18 protein-coding genes are annotated in these 16419 nt (G+C 51.1%); 9 read left to right on the forward strand and 9 right to left on the reverse strand.

The features are described 5' to 3' along the window. The first annotated feature begins 59 nt into the window (after positions 1 to 59). The 4 genes from rpmB to mutM all read left to right on the forward strand — a co-directional run bounded on the left by rpmB (position 60) and on the right by mutM (position 1906). Complete coding sequence (gene rpmB, locus EHW56_RS09620; protein ID WP_046074695.1) at positions 60 to 296, forward strand: 50S ribosomal protein L28; 237 nt, start codon at positions 60 to 62, stop codon at positions 294 to 296. Between the two features lie 13 nt (positions 297 to 309). Further along, complete coding sequence (gene rpmG, locus EHW56_RS09625; RefSeq protein WP_046074696.1) at positions 310 to 480, forward strand: 50S ribosomal protein L33; 171 nt, start codon at positions 310 to 312, stop codon at positions 478 to 480. A 116-nt stretch (positions 481 to 596) separates the two neighbouring features. Continuing rightward, positions 597 to 1076, forward strand: a complete 480-nt coding sequence (locus EHW56_RS09630; RefSeq protein ID WP_046074697.1) for a hypothetical protein — start codon at positions 597 to 599, stop codon at positions 1074 to 1076. A gap of 17 nt (positions 1077 to 1093) precedes the next feature. Beyond that, entirely contained in the window at positions 1094 to 1906 is an 813-nt protein-coding gene (mutM, locus tag EHW56_RS09635; protein ID WP_152795915.1) for a bifunctional DNA-formamidopyrimidine glycosylase/DNA-(apurinic or apyrimidinic site) lyase, read from the forward strand. Here the strand turns inward: mutM and coaD are convergent. Beyond that, a complete protein-coding gene (coaD, locus tag EHW56_RS09640; protein ID WP_370517151.1) occupies positions 1901 to 2449 on the reverse strand; it encodes a pantetheine-phosphate adenylyltransferase in 549 nt (182 codons plus the stop codon). The genes mutM and coaD overlap by 6 nt on opposite strands. Positions 2450 to 2568: 119 nt before the next feature. Between coaD and EHW56_RS09645 the strand changes: the two genes are divergently transcribed. Beyond that, positions 2569 to 3279 (forward strand): 3-deoxy-D-manno-octulosonic acid kinase, encoded by a 711-nt coding sequence (locus EHW56_RS09645; RefSeq protein ID WP_241828666.1) that lies wholly within the window; start codon positions 2569 to 2571, stop codon positions 3277 to 3279. A gap of 2 nt (positions 3280 to 3281) precedes the next feature. On the opposite strand, the gene waaA is transcribed toward EHW56_RS09645, so the two are convergent. The 6 genes from waaA to rfaD form a co-directional block, all read right to left on the reverse strand. After that, positions 3282 to 4541, reverse strand: coding sequence for a lipid IV(A) 3-deoxy-D-manno-octulosonic acid transferase (gene waaA, locus EHW56_RS09650; protein WP_172970013.1), 1260 nt, complete (start codon positions 4539 to 4541; stop codon positions 3282 to 3284). 96 nt (positions 4542 to 4637) lie between these two features. Further along, entirely contained in the window at positions 4638 to 5678 is a 1041-nt protein-coding gene (locus EHW56_RS09655) for a glycosyltransferase family 4 protein (RefSeq protein ID WP_152795913.1), read from the reverse strand. Position 5679: 1 nt separating this feature from the next. After that, positions 5680 to 6459 carry a glycosyltransferase family 2 protein gene (locus tag EHW56_RS09660; protein WP_152795911.1) on the reverse strand — a complete coding sequence of 260 codons (780 nt, stop codon included), beginning with the start codon at positions 6457 to 6459 and terminating at the stop codon, positions 5680 to 5682. After that, a complete protein-coding gene (waaF, locus tag EHW56_RS09665; protein WP_152795909.1) occupies positions 6456 to 7493 on the reverse strand; it encodes a lipopolysaccharide heptosyltransferase II in 1038 nt (345 codons plus the stop codon). Before waaF ends, EHW56_RS09660 begins: the two co-directional genes overlap by 4 nt. Then, a complete protein-coding gene (gene lpxM, locus EHW56_RS09670; RefSeq protein WP_152795907.1) occupies positions 7490 to 8470 on the reverse strand; it encodes a lauroyl-Kdo(2)-lipid IV(A) myristoyltransferase in 981 nt (326 codons plus the stop codon). The genes waaF and lpxM overlap by 4 nt, the downstream gene beginning before the upstream one ends. A 45-nt stretch (positions 8471 to 8515) precedes the next feature. Further along, positions 8516 to 9460 carry an ADP-glyceromanno-heptose 6-epimerase gene (rfaD, locus tag EHW56_RS09675; protein WP_152795905.1) on the reverse strand — a complete coding sequence of 315 codons (945 nt, stop codon included), beginning with the start codon at positions 9458 to 9460 and terminating at the stop codon, positions 8516 to 8518. 103 nt (positions 9461 to 9563) lie between these two features. Here rfaD and EHW56_RS09680 point away from each other — a divergent pair, with 103 nt between their 5' ends. The 3 genes from EHW56_RS09680 to tdh all read left to right on the forward strand — a co-directional run bounded on the left by EHW56_RS09680 (position 9564) and on the right by tdh (position 12670). After that, complete coding sequence (locus EHW56_RS09680) at positions 9564 to 10232, forward strand: TetR/AcrR family transcriptional regulator (protein ID WP_046074708.1); 669 nt, start codon at positions 9564 to 9566, stop codon at positions 10230 to 10232. A 193-nt stretch (positions 10233 to 10425) separates the two neighbouring features. After that, positions 10426 to 11622: a glycine C-acetyltransferase gene (locus EHW56_RS09685; protein ID WP_046074709.1), complete on the forward strand. Its 1197-nt coding sequence runs from the start codon at positions 10426 to 10428 to the stop codon at positions 11620 to 11622. A gap of 19 nt (positions 11623 to 11641) precedes the next feature. Further along, positions 11642 to 12670 (forward strand): L-threonine 3-dehydrogenase, encoded by a 1029-nt coding sequence (gene tdh / locus EHW56_RS09690; protein WP_100297960.1) that lies wholly within the window; start codon positions 11642 to 11644, stop codon positions 12668 to 12670. 84 nt (positions 12671 to 12754) lie between these two features. Here the strand turns inward: tdh and EHW56_RS09695 are convergent, their stop codons facing one another. Then, entirely contained in the window at positions 12755 to 13888 is a 1134-nt protein-coding gene (locus EHW56_RS09695; protein WP_152795903.1) for a peptidoglycan DD-metalloendopeptidase family protein, read from the reverse strand. A 7-nt stretch (positions 13889 to 13895) separates the two neighbouring features. Then, a complete protein-coding gene (gene gpmM, locus EHW56_RS09700) occupies positions 13896 to 15434 on the reverse strand; it encodes a 2,3-bisphosphoglycerate-independent phosphoglycerate mutase (protein WP_046074712.1) in 1539 nt (512 codons plus the stop codon). Positions 15435 to 15912: 478 nt separating this feature from the next. Between gpmM and EHW56_RS09705 the strand changes: the two genes are divergently transcribed. Next, a complete protein-coding gene (locus tag EHW56_RS09705; protein ID WP_046074714.1) occupies positions 15913 to 16374 on the forward strand; it encodes a rhodanese-like domain-containing protein in 462 nt (153 codons plus the stop codon). The last annotated feature ends 45 nt before the right edge of the window (positions 16375 to 16419 follow it).

Consider the following 16419-nt stretch of genomic DNA (forward strand, 5'->3'; position numbering starts at 1 on the left):
CGATGCAGGACTGGCGGACAAGGTTGATATCGAGCCGAAACGATTTTGGAGAGACTTTCATGTCACGAGTATGCCAAGTAACTGGCAAGCGTCCTGTAGTTGGTAACAACCGCTCTCACGCTAATAACGCCACCAAGCGTCGTTTTCTGCCGAACCTGCAAACTCATCGTTTCTGGGTAGAAAGCGAAAAACGCTTCGTTAAACTGCGTCTATCTACTAAAGGTATGCGCATCATCGACAAAAAAGGCATTGATTCTGTACTTACAGAAATGCGTGCCCGCGGTGAGAACGTATAAGAGGAATTAGAGAATGGCTAAAAACGGCGTTCGTGAGAAGATTCGTCTAGTATCCTCTGCAGGTACTGGTCACTTCTACACCACAGACAAGAACAAACGTAACATGCCTAGCAAATTCGAGATCAAAAAATTTGATCCTGTAGTTCGCAAGCACGTTATGTATAAAGAAGCCAAAATCAAGTAAATTGATCGACGCTTTGAGAAAGACCCAGCTTCGGCTGGGTTTTTTTATAACTAAAATCTGGCCGCATTTGCGGTTATACTGCGGAGGACACGCGTAACGTCCTCAGGTGAACCGACATGAAGCTAAAGCGGCAGACATGGAATAACATCCTGATTTTCTCAGTGGTGGTTTTTTTTGGCTTAATGCTGCTGCCAGATTATTTGCGCCATCAGCGCCAAGCACGGGCGACGCCTGAGGGGGTAATCGCGCTGGTTGAATCGCGCAGTGAAGTGCTGTCGTTGCGGTTCTCCCATTTAACACTGACGCGTACGTTAGAGGGGTGGCAATCGGATAAACCCCTGGTAATTAGTCCGACAGAGCTCGCTCAGCGCTGGTTGGGGCTGACTGGGACACAAATCGATGACACCACCTTGCAGTCGCTGCGACCCCAATTAACCTCTCCCCGTACGTTGGAGCTTACTCGCAGCCCCGACCAAGAGCCCATTCGCATTACCTATTATCAACAACCTCAGTTTTGGTTGATGCAAAACGAACACGGCCAATGGTTAGCTGTGTCAGTGGATAGTCGGTATCTTTTCCCGCTATCAAAGTCGTAAATATTAAGAGCTGTGTTATGCCCGAGTTACCTGAAGTAGAAGTAAGCCGTTTAGGTATCATGCCGTATGTCGAAGGGCAAACGGTCACCGAGATTACCATTCGTCAGCCCAAGCTACGCTGGCCCATTCCCGAAACGTTACAACAGTTGAAAGGCCAGGTGATACGTCGCGTCACGCGTCGCGCCAAGTATCTTTTATTGGAGACGGATGTCGGTACTGCGATTGTGCATTTGGGGATGTCAGGCAGTTTGCGGGTGCTGCCCACGTCACTGGCACCGGAAAAGCATGATCATGTTGATGTGACACTCAGCAATGGTCGCTTAATTCGTTACCACGATCCGCGGCGTTTTGGCGCCTGGTTGTGGCAGGAGGGAGATTTGCCGCATCCCGTGTTGGGAAAGCTCGGCCCTGAACCACTCACCGATGCGTTCAATTCAGATTATTTGCTGGACAAGGCGGCAGGCAAAAAAATGGCGATGAAAAGCTTTATTATGGACAACGCCGTCGTGGTGGGCGTGGGGAATATTTACGCCAATGAATCGCTGTTTTGTGCTGGTATCCACCCTAAACGTCCTGCCGGTAGCCTGACGCAAACAGAAGCGACGGCGCTGGTGGATGAGATAAAAACGGTGTTGGCCGCGGCGATCACGCAAGGCGGTACGACGCTAAAAGACTTTACGCAGGTAGACGGGAAGGCCGGTTACTTTGCTCAAGCGCTACGCGTTTACGGAAAGTCGGGTGAGCCGTGTCCAGCCTGTGACACGACCCTTGAGCGCATAGTCATCGGCCAGCGGGCAACTGTCTTTTGCCCACAATGCCAGCCCTTATGACGACGTCTTGCCTTGCAGCTTTTCTTGTAAGGCCGTTAGCACGCTAGGCGCGACAAACTCACTGGTATCACCGCCGTGCAACGCGACCTCTTTGACCAAGGTAGACGAAATAAACGAATGCTCCTCTGACGGAGTCAGAAAGACGCTTTCCAGTGCGGGCATCAGTCGACGATTCATATTGGCGAGTTGGAATTCATACTCAAAGTCGGAGACCGCACGCAAACCGCGCACCAGAATATTGGCTTGGTACTGTTTGGCAAAATTGACCAGCAACCCTGAAAACCCAACCACAGAGACATTGGGAAGGTGCGCGGTAACCGCTTGCGTGAGTGCCACTCGCTCATCCAGATCGAACAATGGTTTTTTGCTTGGGCTAGCCGCAATCCCTACAATCACATCATCAAACATCCTTGCTGCCCGCTCAATCAGGTCCAAATGACCATTCGTGATGGGATCAAATGTGCCTGGGTAAATCACGCGTGTATGCTGTTTGTGTGTCACGAGCTTTTCCTTAAAAACGTTGATCTGGAAAGAGGTTATCAAATCCTTGTCCATCACGCATTGTTCTTACGGTCCCGTGAGGTATCGCCTGTGAATCCATTGACGAGCAAGGTACACTAATGTGCGCTAGCGTGAGTGCGCAAACAGGAAAAACCGTGAGTATAGAAGTAGAGCAACGCGAAAACGAGTGTATTTGGTACGATCCGGCTTTAGTGGAGGGCGACCCTCGCCAGTATTTTGATATTCATTTTTGGCACCAGCAAGCCGCTGTCACCGGTTCAGCCAAAGGGCGCGGTACCACGTTCTTTATCCGAGGGCCGAAAATGGAGATGGCGTTACGTCATTACTATCGCGGTGGTTTGTTCGGTAAATTCGTGAAGGATCAGTATTGGTTTCAAGGGTGGGAGGCGACCCGTTGTGGCGCTGAGCTCAACTTACTGGCCTATCTTCGCGAGAAAAAAATGCCTGTGCCTCGTCCTGTCGCTGCACGCGCGGTAAAAAACGGCCGTACCTATCGTGCTGATATCTTGGTGGAGAAAATTCCAGGTGCACGCGATCTGGTCGCTATCTTGAGTGAAAATAGCTTACTTGCCCATGATTATCGTGCCATTGGTCGTTTGGTTCGCCGCCTACACGACGCAGGCGTGTGCCATACCGATCTGAATATCCACAACATCCTGCGTGATAGAAAAGGAAAGCTGTGGCTGATTGACTTCGATAAGTGCCAACAGCGCGATGGCGAACAGTGGAAAGAGGATAACCTTGCCCGCCTTCATCGCTCGTTTAAAAAAGAAAAAGAGAAGCGTCAGATCCGTTGGCAACCCGAGGATTGGGCTGCCGTATTAAAAGGCTACAACCATATCCGCAAGTAGCACTAGCGTGGATGATTAAGCCAGGGCGCGATCGCCTGCAAAGTGCGCTCGACCGCGCCGCGATTTTGCTCTACCACAGAGAGCCCAGCGTTGCCGGCTTGTGCGGCAAGGGCGGGTGCACTGAAAAAAGCCCCGATTTTGGCAGCGAGATCTTGGCTGTCGTTACACACCTGTAGGGCGCCAGCGTCAATCAGAGCATCACCAATCACTTGGAAATTATAATAGCTTGGGCCTGTTAAAAGGGGCTTGCCTAACGCCGCGGGTTCAAGCAGGTTATGCCCACCCACTTTGGTACCCAGAAAACTGCCCGCCATCACTACCACATCTGCGCCAGCAAGGTAGGTCATCATCTCTCCCATGGTGTCGCCAAGATAAACTTGAGTACTGAGTGCCAGCGGCTCACCCTCGGTGCGTCGTTGCACACTGAGGCCTTGGCTAGCCACTAGCTGGGCAACATCATCAAAACGTTCAGGGTGGCGAGGGACCAGTATCAGTAGCGCGTCTGGGTAATCGCGCAGTAGTACACTGTGAGCGGCGAGCAAGGTGGCGTCTTCTCCCGCGTGAGTACTGGCACCTATCCAGCAAGGGCGATCACCGCGCGCTTGGCGAAGTGTGGCACCCAACGCCGGATCCACGGCTTTAATATCAAATTTCACCGAGCCAGCCACCGCAAGCTTGTCGTCAGCGACACCGAGGCTTGCAAAGCGCGCTTGGTCGTTTTGATGCTGACAAACGATTAAGTCGATATGTTTACTCATGGCTTGAAAGAGCGGTGCGATTTTCTGATAGCGTTGGCAAGCTTTTTGAGAAAGCCGGGCGTTGATAACCGTAATGGGAATGCCCGCTCGACCCACATGATGCAAGGTATTCGGCCAAAGCTCAGTTTCCATGATCACGCACACCCGTGGTGACACCGCGCGGAGAAAGCCTTTTACCGCAAATGGAAAATCAACCGGCATATAGCGGTGTATGATCCCATCAAGACGCCTGGCCTGCTCTGCGCCGGTGGCGGTAGTGGTGGTGACCAAGATCGGCACGTCTGGATAGGCTTGTTGCAGCGCGCTGATCACCGGCTTTGCCGCGAGAACTTCCCCCACCGACACCGCATGGAGCCAAATAGGCTGACCGTCTACGTTGGGCGTACCGCCAAAGTGCTCACGCCATCGCTCGCCAACAGAAGGCTTACCAGGCCGTTTACGGTACAGCCCAATAAGCAAAAAAGGGGCGGCAAGCGTGAGTAAGAGTGTATATATCCAGCGCACAAGTTAGGTCCTGTTGAAGATTTGGTGAGACAAACATTGGGACAATTTTTACCGATCCTCTATAACCCAAACCTTTATGGTTGCTGGGCTGTCAAGCTAAGATTCGTCCTTTACTTTTTGATACAGAGTTTGGTAGGTCAAGGCGGTTTGACTGACATCGAAAGTTTTCGCTTGTTCGAGACTGCCAGTAATAAGGTGATCTCTAAAAGCGGTATCAGTGGCAATATTTGTGATAAATTTTGCTAATTGGCTGCTGGCTCCAACTTCGATAAGTAGTCCAGAAATACCATCTGTAATGATATCAGGGATCCCGCCGGCTCGAGCGCCTATCACGGGTAGCCCTGCTGCCATCGCTTCTAAAATAACTGATCCCAATCCCTCTGTATAAGAAGGGTGGATAAGCAAATCGGCCGCCGCGAACCAATCTCCCATATTAGTTTGTTTACCTATAAACTGCACATTCGTGATCCCTTGGGCTTGCGCCTCTAGTGACGCTCGCTCTTTGCCGTCACCGAGTAAGCAAAACTGAATGTTAGGTGATGTGTCAGCCAGTAACCGTGCAGCTTCAATCGTGACATCAAAGCCTTTATGCGCATACATATTGGCGGCATGAAGCACCAAGAACTTCCCACGAAAGTGCGCTTTGATTTGCTCAACCTTATCTTGTGAGACAGGGTAGGTGACAGGAGAGCTAGGGATTTTGACTAACTTGGCATCAGGGTGGCGTTTTTCTAGTTGATGGATAATCTCCGAACTCAAACCGACCAGCGCGCTGGCTTCGCGGTACGCCAGTTGAGATAACCACTTTTTCTTTAAAGGGTTATCAATGCGGCGTGTCACTATGTAGGGAACACGATGCAATAGGTGTTGAAGCAACGCCCAATAAATGGCGCGGCCTTCGTGGACATGGACCAGATCGCATGTTGCGGTGATTGAGCGCCCGTGTCGCCGAGTATAGTGCGGACAAAGCACGATCTGGCATTGAGGTATCGCACGAAGTTCGTTGACCAGCGGGCTTTTGGGGTTCACCACTGCGGTGAGCTGATAGCCCATTTGGGCTTGTTGCTGGATCAAGGTGAGGGTTTGACGTTCACCACCGCTAAAACCTGATGCGAGATTGATGTGACAAATGTGCATTTTAACGCTGCTTTTTAACATAGTCTCTCAGCCATAAGTCGGCATAACGCGTAAATACAACATTGGCACTGAGTAACGCGAGGATAAACCCATGTCGGCCATCTAAAAATCCTTTTTTAAAGAAATACATCTTAATAAACCGAAAGATCGCATGCCCGACAGCTTTCGAAACGCTTGACGATTTTTTCCCTTCTCGCTGATCGCTCCATAGTCTAATGTATTGATTTGTTTTAGCCGTATACTCATGAAGATAATTAAACGTGTTATGTCGCAGGACACCGTTTAAATAAACTTTTTTATGTGTATCAGGGACTACAACGTGCTCATGTACCAGTGAGTCAGAATAATGCATTTCTGATGTTTTATAGAGGCGGCAGATCCAATCTGGATGCCAGCCGGAATATTTGATTTCTTTACCAAAGGCGTTAGAAAGCCTATTTATATAGTAGGCGCAGTGGGATTGGCCATGATTGATAGCGTTTAGGATGTTTGCTTTTAGTTCAGGCGTTACTTGTTCATCGGCATCGAGCCAAAAGATGAACTCACTTTCTACATAAGACTGAGCACGCTGGCGTTGTTTACCGAAACCGGGCCAGTCAGATGCTATATAAACTTTATCTGTATATTTTTTGGCTATTTCAGGTGTGTTGTCTGTGCTCCCTGCATCCATCACCACAATTTCATCTACCCAGTCGTGCACTGATTGTAAGCATGACTCAATATTATGTATTTCGTTTTTAACGATGAGTGCGGCGGCAATCTTTTTGTTCCCTTTGCTCATGGTGCTTTATCCGTTTCAATTAAAGAAGACACTCGGCTCGGGGCGAGATCGTTTAAACATTTTAAGTGCCCTAGGGGACATTCGCGCTGGAAGCAAGGACGGCACTCGATATCCGTGTGCACAATATCGACCTTACTGGTCAGCGGCGGGGTGTAATCGGGGGATGTTGAGCCGTAGATGGCTATCACTTGGCAGTTGACTGCCGCGGCGATGTGCATCAACCCCGAGTCATTGCTGACCACGGTTTGACACGCGCCTAAAAGGTCGACGGCTTCGATTAAGTTGGTTTTGCCTGCCAATACATGAATATTAGGCGCATGCTCTGCGATAGCGGCAATTTTTTCACAGGTTTCAACATCTTTCGCCGAGCCAAAAAGCCAAATTTGGTAGCCTTGTTGATGCGCTTGGCGTGCGACCTCAGCATAGTGCTGTTCTGGCCACTTTTTGGCAGGCCCGAACTCGGCCCCCGGGCATAAACCAATCACAGGTTTGTCTTGGTTTAATCCCAGTTTGGCGATGACAGCCGCTTGGGCGTCTGGATCGATGTCTAGCGCCGGCTTAGGGAGGTTGTCGAGCCCTCCCAGCGAGGAAGAGCTTTGCATCTCGGTGCGCGGGTGACCGAGGGCAACATAACGCTCAACCATGTATTGAAACGCTTTCTTGTTGGGACGCAGGTCGTTGAGCAAGCCATAACGCATTTCACCTTTCCAACCCGTACGCGTCGGGATCCCCGCAAACCACGGGATCAGTGCGGATTTAGCGGAATTAGGTAACACGTAGGCGCGATCATAACCGTGCTTTGCTAAGCGTTTCCCCAGTTGGTAGCGCTTACCAAGTGCCAATTCGCCATGGCCGAGTGGCATTTCAATGCTGCGATTAACCTCGGGCATGCGCGCGAGAATTGGCGCGCACCAAGCGGGCGCCATCACATCAATCTTGGCATCCGGGTGCTGTTGCTTGAGGGTTTTATACAAAGACTGCGACATCACCATATCGCCGACCCATGATGGGCCAATGATTAATACGCTGGTCATGATGCCCGTTTCCTCTTTGCTTCTTGGTAGATATTACGGCCGTCCTCGCGGGTACGAAGTAGCTGCAAGATCCACATGTATTGATCCAGCTGACCGTCGAGCATGGTTTCTATTTGTTGGTTCATCATGCGTGCGTCGATGCAACTGTCTCCCGTTGGGAAGTCGTTAAACGCAGGGTGAATCTCGATGACGAACCGACCCGTCTGGGCATCAAAGCCTGACAGCACAGGGACAATATGCGAGCGGGTGACTTTGCTTAACTTGCCTAGACTCGGCAAGGTCGCTTTGGTGGTGGCAAAAAACGGCACGAACTCGCTGCTCTCATCTCGCATATCTTCGTCGGGCAAGTAATATCCCAAAAATCCGCGCTTAACTGCACGGATAAAGGGCTTAATCCCTGCTTCGCGCTCATAACAGTTACCGCCATATTGTACGCGTTGGCGATGCATCAGCCAGTCTAGTAGCGGGTTTTTTTGTCGTTTTGAGAATGCCGCCACGGGGAGCCCTTGCGAGGCAAATAAAATCGCGGCTGCATCGATGGCCCAAGTATGGGGCACAAAGAGGATCACCGCTTCGTCGTTATCAGTGTGCCGAGTGATATGTTCCATGCCAGTCACATCACAGTGGTGTTGAAACCACTGGCGACTGCGCAAGGTGATCAGCGGAAAGCTCAGCAAAAAAGCCCCTGCGGTGGTCAAGGTGTCGACTAATATGGCTTCGCGTGCTTGCGCGGATTTCTCGGGAAAGCAGGCTTCCAAATTAAGCCAGGCGTTAAGGATCGTGCCTTTTTTCTTTTTAACCAGTTTGCGCGCCACCCATTGTGCGAAGCGATGCTTACCGCGCGCCGGCACCAGAAGGCTGAAAGGCATTGCGATGAGTAGCATCAGCCACGTGCCCCAGAATTTAGGCGCTAAGTAAGCACGCGAGAACTCTGGGTTATACGCGTGCGCGTCGTAATCGTGTCGCTGTTTTGTCATTGCTCTTTCTCGCGTCCCACTATCAAGGGGGACGAATTGCTTTTATTAGCGATTGATTTCGGCTAGGTAAGCGGCGACACCTTCAGCCACGGTCTTAAAGGAGGCGGTGTATCCCGCTTCACGCACCTTGGTCAGATCGGCTTGTGTGTACGCTTGGTAGCGACCTTTTAGGTGGTCGGGGAAGGGGATCTCTTCAATCTCTCCTTGACCGTGGAAATTAATCACCGCATTGGCAACCGCACTAAAAGGCTCGGCGCGGCCGGTACCACAGTTGTAGATCCCGCTGATCTGTTGCTGCCAGAACCAAATATTCATTGCGCAGACATCACCGACATAGACAAAGTCACGCTTGAAGGTATCACTGCCCTCAAAAAGTTTGGGGTTCTCGCCTTTTAGAATTTGTTGATTGAGGTGATAAGCCACTGACGCCATGCTGCCTTTGTGCTGTTCGCGCGGACCATACACATTAAAATAACGGAAGCCAGTAATCGGTGGCAGTGTCTCGCCATGGGCTTTGGCATCTTCTTGCACACGACGGACATAGTTGTCGAACTGCTGCTTGGAATACCCATAGACATTCAGCGCGCCTTCATACTCTGGCGCTTCAATGAAGTTACTGTCGCGGCCGCCATAGGTGGCTGCTGACGAGGCGTAGAGAAAGGGGATATCGCGGTCAATACAATAATGCAACAGTTCTTTCGAGTACTCGTAGTTGTTGAGCATCATGTATTTGCCGTCCCACTCTGTGGTCGCTGAGCAAGCGCCTTGGTGGAAAATGGCTTCGATAGGGCCGAAGTTCTCTCCGGCCATGATTTGGGTAAGAAAATCTTCCTTATCCATATAGTCCGCGATGTCGAGGTCAACCAGGTTAACGAATTTGGTGCCGTCTTTGAGGTTATCGACCACCACGATGTCACGGTAGCCTTGCTCGTTCAGTGCTTTTACTAAGTTGCTGCCAATCATGCCAGCACCACCAGTCACAAAAATCATATCGTTACCTAATTCATCTCTATCTGACGACAGACCCCGTCGCCATCACTGTTGACTGTGATAGTATGGTCAAGCATCAACCGGGCAGAGGACTGAACCATACATGAAAACCCGAGACCGAATTATCCATGCTGCACTGGCTTTATTCAATCAACATGGTGAACCGAATATCACCACCAACCATATCGCAGCAGAACTCGGGATTAGCCCGGGCAACCTTTACTATCACTTCCGTAATAAAGAAGCGATTATACACAGTATATTCGACCAATACGCACAAGATCTTGCCCTTGCCTTTGATCCTAGTCAGCCTCGTGATGATACCCAAGCCTTGCTGCAGCATTACTTGGACGCGACCTTTAGCTTGATGTGGCGTTATCGGTTTTTTTACGCCAATTTGCCGGACATTTTGCGTCGTGACGAAGCACTGCAACAAAAATATCTTGGGGCGCAGCAACAGCTACAAACCAACTTGATGACCATTTTGCATCATTACCGTCAAGCCGGTTGGCTGAGTCTCAATGACAGTGCTTTGTCTGCGGTCGGAGAAACGCTTAAGCAAGTGGCGTCGAGCTGGATTTTTTATCAAAGTGCACAAGCTCCCCAAACGCAAATTCATGCAGGGGTGATCTACAAAGGTATTTTGCAGATGCTGGCATTGTTACATCCTCTGACATCGGCACAGGGACAAATGGCCATCACTGCGTTAATAGACCACTACGAGCAGCAGTTAGTTCGCCAAGACTCACGCTCGCTGGACACATTGAACTGAGCTATCTCTCTAGGCGGTGGTGGCATTGCGCGATATTCGCCCAGCTTGTCAGTGATTACACGATATGAATCACTGTCTCGCGCCCCTTATTGGCACAAAACGCGCGAACGTGCCATGATAGCAAGCATTCATTCGTCGTACACAATGTGTGCGGCGGCCTTCCCAAAGTAATCATCACAGCACGGAGATTGCGATGACGGCTGCCTTCTACCAGCAAATCCGTCATCAGCTTGAGCAAGTTAAAGCTGATGGCTTGTACAAAAGTGAACGCCTTATCACCTCACCACAAGCGGCCAGTGTGGCCGTCAATCATGAACAGCAGGTATTGAACTTTTGCGCCAATAACTATTTGGGGCTCGCTAACCATCCCGAGTTGGTGGACGCTGCCAAAGCAGGCATGGATGAGCACGGCTTTGGTATGGCGTCGGTACGGTTTATTTGTGGGACGCAAGATGCGCACAAAACCCTGGAAGCCAAGTTATCTGACTTTCTCGGGATGGAAGATACCATCCTGTATTCCTCATGCTTTGACGCCAATGCGGGATTATTCGAAACCATTCTCGGCCCAGACGATGCCATTATTTCTGATGCGCTAAATCATGCGTCGATTATCGATGGCGTGCGCTTATGTAAAGCCAAGCGTTTCCGTTATGCCAACAACGATATGGACGAGTTGGAAGCCCAGCTAAAAGCGGCGAAAGCGGCCGGTGTGGCGAATATCTTGATTGTGACTGATGGTGTCTTCTCGATGGACGGCGTGGTAGCGAATTTGCCGGCTGTGTGCGATCTGGCGGAGCAATATGGTGCGTTGGTGATGGTGGATGACTCTCACGCGGTCGGCTTTATGGGCCAGAACGGTCGAGGCACCCACGAATATCATCAAGTGATGGATCGTGTCGACATCATCACTGGTACCTTGGGCAAAGCCATGGGCGGCGCGTCAGGAGGCTACACCTCAGGCAAAAAAGAGGTGATTGATTGGTTGCGTCAACGTTCGCGCCCTTACCTTTTCTCCAACTCGCTGGCACCGGCGATTGTATCTGCCTCTATTCGCGTACTGGATATGCTGGCCGAAAGTGATCACTTGCGTGAGCAGCTTTGGGACAACAGCCAACACTTCCGTGCACGCATGACGGAAGCTGGCTTTACCTTAGCGGGCGCTGATCATGCCATTATTCCTGTGATGCTCGGTGATGCCAAAGTGGCCAGTGAGTTTGCCGAGCGGATGATGGAAGAGGGTGTCTATGTGGTGGGCTTCTCCTACCCAGTGGTGCCCAAAGGGCAAGCACGTATTCGTACCCAGATGTCAGCCGCGCATACGCGTGAGCAACTGGACCGTGCCATTGATGCCTTCATCAAAGTGGGCAAAGAGATGAAATTGATTGGGTAATGTCATGACACAAACAACCATGAAAGCCTTGGCCAAACTCAAGGCGGAGCCCGGCATTTGGATGACGGAGGCCGAGCTTCCTGAGCTGGGGCATAACGATCTGCTGATCAAAATTCGTAAAACGGCCATCTGTGGCACCGATGTGCATATTTATAAGTGGGACGAGTGGTCACAAAATACCATCCCTGTTCCTATGGTGGTCGGCCATGAATATGTCGGTGAAGTCGTCGGCATTGGTCAAGAAGTGCGTGGCTTTTCACTGGGTGACCGTGTTTCTGGTGAGGGCCATATCACCTGTGGGCACTGCCGGAACTGCCGTGGCGGTCGTACCCACCTATGTCGTAATACCGTCGGGGTGGGGGTTAATCGCGAAGGGGCGTTTGCCGAGTATTTGGTGATCCCTGCGTATAATGCGTTCAAAATCCCCGATGAGATTTCGGATGACTTAGCCTCGATTTTTGACCCGTTTGGCAACGCCGTCCACACCGCGCTCTCGTTTGATTTGGTGGGCGAGGATGTGCTGATCACCGGTGCAGGTCCGATTGGGATCATGGCCGCTGCGGTGGCGCGCCATGTCGGGGCGCGTCATGTGGTGATCACCGATGTGAACGAGTATCGCCTCGAGCTTGCCCGCAAAATGGGGGTGACTCGTGCGGTCAATGTCGCCAATACCTCGCTGGAATCCGTGATGGAAGAGCTGGGGATGAGTGAAGGCTTTGATGTTGGCCTCGAAATGTCTGGTGTGCCGGCGGCGTTTAATAGCATGCTGACGGCCATGAATCACGGTGGCAACATAGCGCTGCTTGGGATCCCACCCAGTGATATGGGGATTGATTGGAACCAAGTGATTTTTAAAGGCTTGGTGATCAAAGGTATCTATGGCCGTGAGATGTTCGAAACCTGGTACAAGATGGCGTCGTTAATCCAATCAGGGTTGGATTTAACCCCGATCATCACCCATCACTACAGCGTGGATGACTTTCAACAAGGCTTTGATGTGATGTGCTCAGGCCAATCAGGCAAGGTGATCCTCGATTGGCAGAACTAAATGCCACGATTGCCGCGTCCATGTTGAACCATGGCGATGGGCTCTGTTAGATGACAAACGCGCCCGCCGATGAGGTGGGCGTGTTTAATCCAGCCAAGGCACGGGGTTGATGGTGTTGCCTTTACGGCGAATTTCGAAATACAGAGAAGGGGTGGATTGTCCACCACTGTCACCGACCAAGGCGATAGCTTCCCCGGCAGTGACCGTATCGCCTACGTCTTTTAGCAAAGCTTGGTTGTAGCCATACAAGGTCATGTCACCTTTACCGTGGTCCACGGCAATCAATAGGCCATAGCCACGCAACCAGCTCGATAGCACCACTTTACCCGCATGCGCCGCTTTGACCTCGGTACCGCGTTTGGCCCCAATTACGATACCATTCCACGAGACTTCACCTGACTGACGCTCACCAAAACGGTGGAGCAGCTTCCCTTGGGTGGGCCAGTGAAGTTTGCCTTTGGCTTTTCCAATGCCCGCCATTTTTACTTGTGCACGGCGCGCGGCCGCGGCAATTTGTTCTTGCAGCCGTTGCTTATTTGTCTTGAGCTCAGCTAAATAAGCATTGTCGCTGGCAATTTTGGCCCGGATTTTTTTCGCGGTCTGGCTTTGCGAGGCTTGCTCCCGCTCCAGTGCTTGTTTTTTCTCGGTTAACTCTGCCACCAAGCTAGCCTGCTTATCACGTTGTTGTTTGAGCTGGTGGGCCGTGAGTTGATAATCGGTGCGGGTCGCAGCTAATGATTCGATCGCCTCCTGCATGGTGCTTGCTAGCACTTCAGCATACTTCGTGAGTCGGTCGAGCTTGGTAGGTGATTCTTGGCTAAGTAGGCGTTTGAGCTGATCATGCTCGCCTTGGCGATATTGGGCGTCGATCAATTCGGCTAACTGTGCCTGCTGGGCAATCATCTCTTGTTTGAGTCGCGCTTGCTTTTTGCTTAGGCGCGTGATTTGAGCATCAGTCTGCTGCAGGGTTTGCTGAGCTTGGCGCGTTTTTTTAGACAGGGTATCAATGCGTTTCGACTGTGCTTTTAGATCGCTTTGTAACGCATTGAGCTTTTTATTGTGCGCCGCCAATTGCGATTGTTGGCGGGCAATTTCATCGCTCACTCCCTCTAGCTCAGAGTTGGCATTGGCTGAGCCAATCAACAGGCAGAGAAAAACGCCAGTGCATAATGCACTGGCGCGGAGGGTTTGGCTTAAGCGTGTTCGTTTCTCCCGCATAGGGGGATTATTTCAGATCGAACAGTGGCTTGCCAGTCATCTCTTCAGGAATCTCCATACCGGTTAATGCCAGCATAGTCGGTGCAAGGTCAGAGAGCTTACCGCCTTCTTTCAAGCTTACCGGCTGACTCCCCACATACATCAGCGGGACAGGCAGGTTGGTGTGTGCCGTATACGCACCGCCGGTCTCTTCGTTGACCATCATCTCAGCGTTACCGTGGTCGGCGGTGATCAGCATCTGACCATCGACTTCTTTGATGGCTTCCAAGACACGGCCGATGCAGTGATCGACGGCTTCGCAGGCCTGTACTGCAGCGTCATACACCCCAGTGTGGCCAACCATGTCGCCGTTTGGATAGTTACAGATGATCATATCGAACTTACCAGACTTAATCGCATCAACGAGCTTGTCGGTCAGCTCTTCTGAACTCATTTCTGGTTGCAGATCATAGGTAGCCACTTTTGGTGAGGCGACCAAGGCACGCTCTTCGCCTTCAAACACGGTCTCGATACCGCCGTTGAAGAAGAAAGTCACGTGTGCGTACTTCTCGGTTTCAGAGATACGCAGCTGAGTTTTACCATTTTTTGATAGCCACTCGCCAAGCGTGTTGGAGAGGCTTTCAGGTGGGAAGGCCACCGTGGTATCGATGTCGGCTGCATATTCTGTCAGCATCACAAAGTCAGACAGTTCCGCGTATTTTTTACGCGCAAAGCCATCAAAATCCGGCATAAAGGCGCGCGTCATTTGACGAGCACGGTCGGCACGGAAATTCATGAAAACGACCGCATCGCCATCGTTGATGGTCGCTTTGTTGTCACCGTCACGGTAAATTTCTGTTGGGGCGACAAATTCATCATTTTCTTCACGTGCGTAAGCCGCTTCCAAGCCTTCTACAGCGCTGGTCGCAGTGAATTCGCCTTGCGCTTGGGTGAGCAAATCATAAGCGCGCTCGACACGGTCCCAGTTGTTGTCACGGTCCATGGCGTAGTAGCGACCAACCAGTGATGCGGTACGGCCTTTACCCAGCTTTTCAAACAGGGCATCGAAGCGCTCTAGCGATGCTTTTGCACTGCGTGGCGGCGTATCACGGCCATCCAGGAAGCAGTGTAGATAAATCTGATCGGCACCGCGCTCTGCGGCCAGTTCAACCATGGCGGCAATATGATCTTCATGGCTGTGTACACCGCCAGGCGACATCAGACCCATAATATGCACGGCTTTGCCTTTATCGACGGCTTTATCAACGGCGGCCGTCAGTGCTGGGGTTTGGTTAAACTCACCGTCCGCAATGGATTTGCCAATACGGGTCAAGTCTTGGTAAACCACGCGACCTGCGCCGATGTTGACATGGCCAACTTCTGAGTTACCCATTTGCCCATCAGGCAGACCCACATCGAAACCGGACGCTGAAATCAGTGTGCTGTTCTCGGCCATGAGGCTGTCGATCACAGGGGTGTTGGCGTTGGTAATCGCGTTATCGCTTTGTGGGTCGCGATAACCCCAGCCATCGAGAATCACCAGTGCAAGTGGTTTTTTCGCAGACATGTTACGTCCTCTTAATTCAAGCAAAAGACTGACATTGGATGCCAATGACATTGGATGTCATGGAGCAACCACTGAGGCATGGAGCCAGATGCATGGCTAGCTTCAGGGCTCAGTGTGTGCGTAATTTTACAACATTTTACGGGCTGATATGTAGGCTAAGATCAATTATCCCAGCTGACAAGTTAACCAGCAAGCCTTGGTTCACTTGCCTTCGACCCTTGACTCCCCTCATTATGGCGAAGATCGCCGCTGTGCGCGAATGGCTTGGCTCGATTTCTGCGATTGATGAAACCTTCTTTCTTTTCAAGTTATTGAGCGGAAGGTGAAAACGCGGGGACGTGCGTATGAGTGAGCAAACGCGCGATTTCGTCTCGGCAGGCTGTAAAACCATGGCGAGCAGGTTATACTCGACACCATTTTCACCCCTTGATGGACTCTCGCCCTCGGCGAGACAAGCAAGCAGTATAGAGCAAAGGTTATGCAGGAATATATTGATTTTGTCTCCAATAACATGATTCTCACCCTTGTCTGGGTAGGCTTGGCGGCCGCTTTACTGATGTCGCTGATTAAACAAAAAACGGCTGCCTATAAAGTGGTAGGCCCTAATGACGCGGCGATCCTTAACAACCGAGAAAATGGGGTATTCGTCGACATTCGTGGCCATGATGATTTTCGCGCCGGCCATATCACGGGGGCGATTAATGTGTTGCCGAGTGAAATCAAATCACAGTCGTTTGGTGAGCTTGAAAAACACAAAAATGACCCCATCATTGTGGTATGCAAAACCGGTCAAACGGCGGCAGACAGTGCCAATCAACTGGCAAAAGCAGGCTTCGAGTCCGTTTATATTCTTAAAGACGGTTTGACCTCTTGGAACGATGCCAAAATGCCGCTGGTCCGTGCCAAAAGCGGTAAGGGCAAGAGCAAAAAGAAAAAGTGATCCTTCACTCAATTCTCGAGCGACCGCATGACGCGGTGGCTCGCA

It is taken from the genome of Salinivibrio sp. VGrn1, assembly GCF_009377995.1.
Classification (GTDB): domain Bacteria; phylum Pseudomonadota; class Gammaproteobacteria; order Enterobacterales; family Vibrionaceae; genus Salinivibrio; species Salinivibrio siamensis.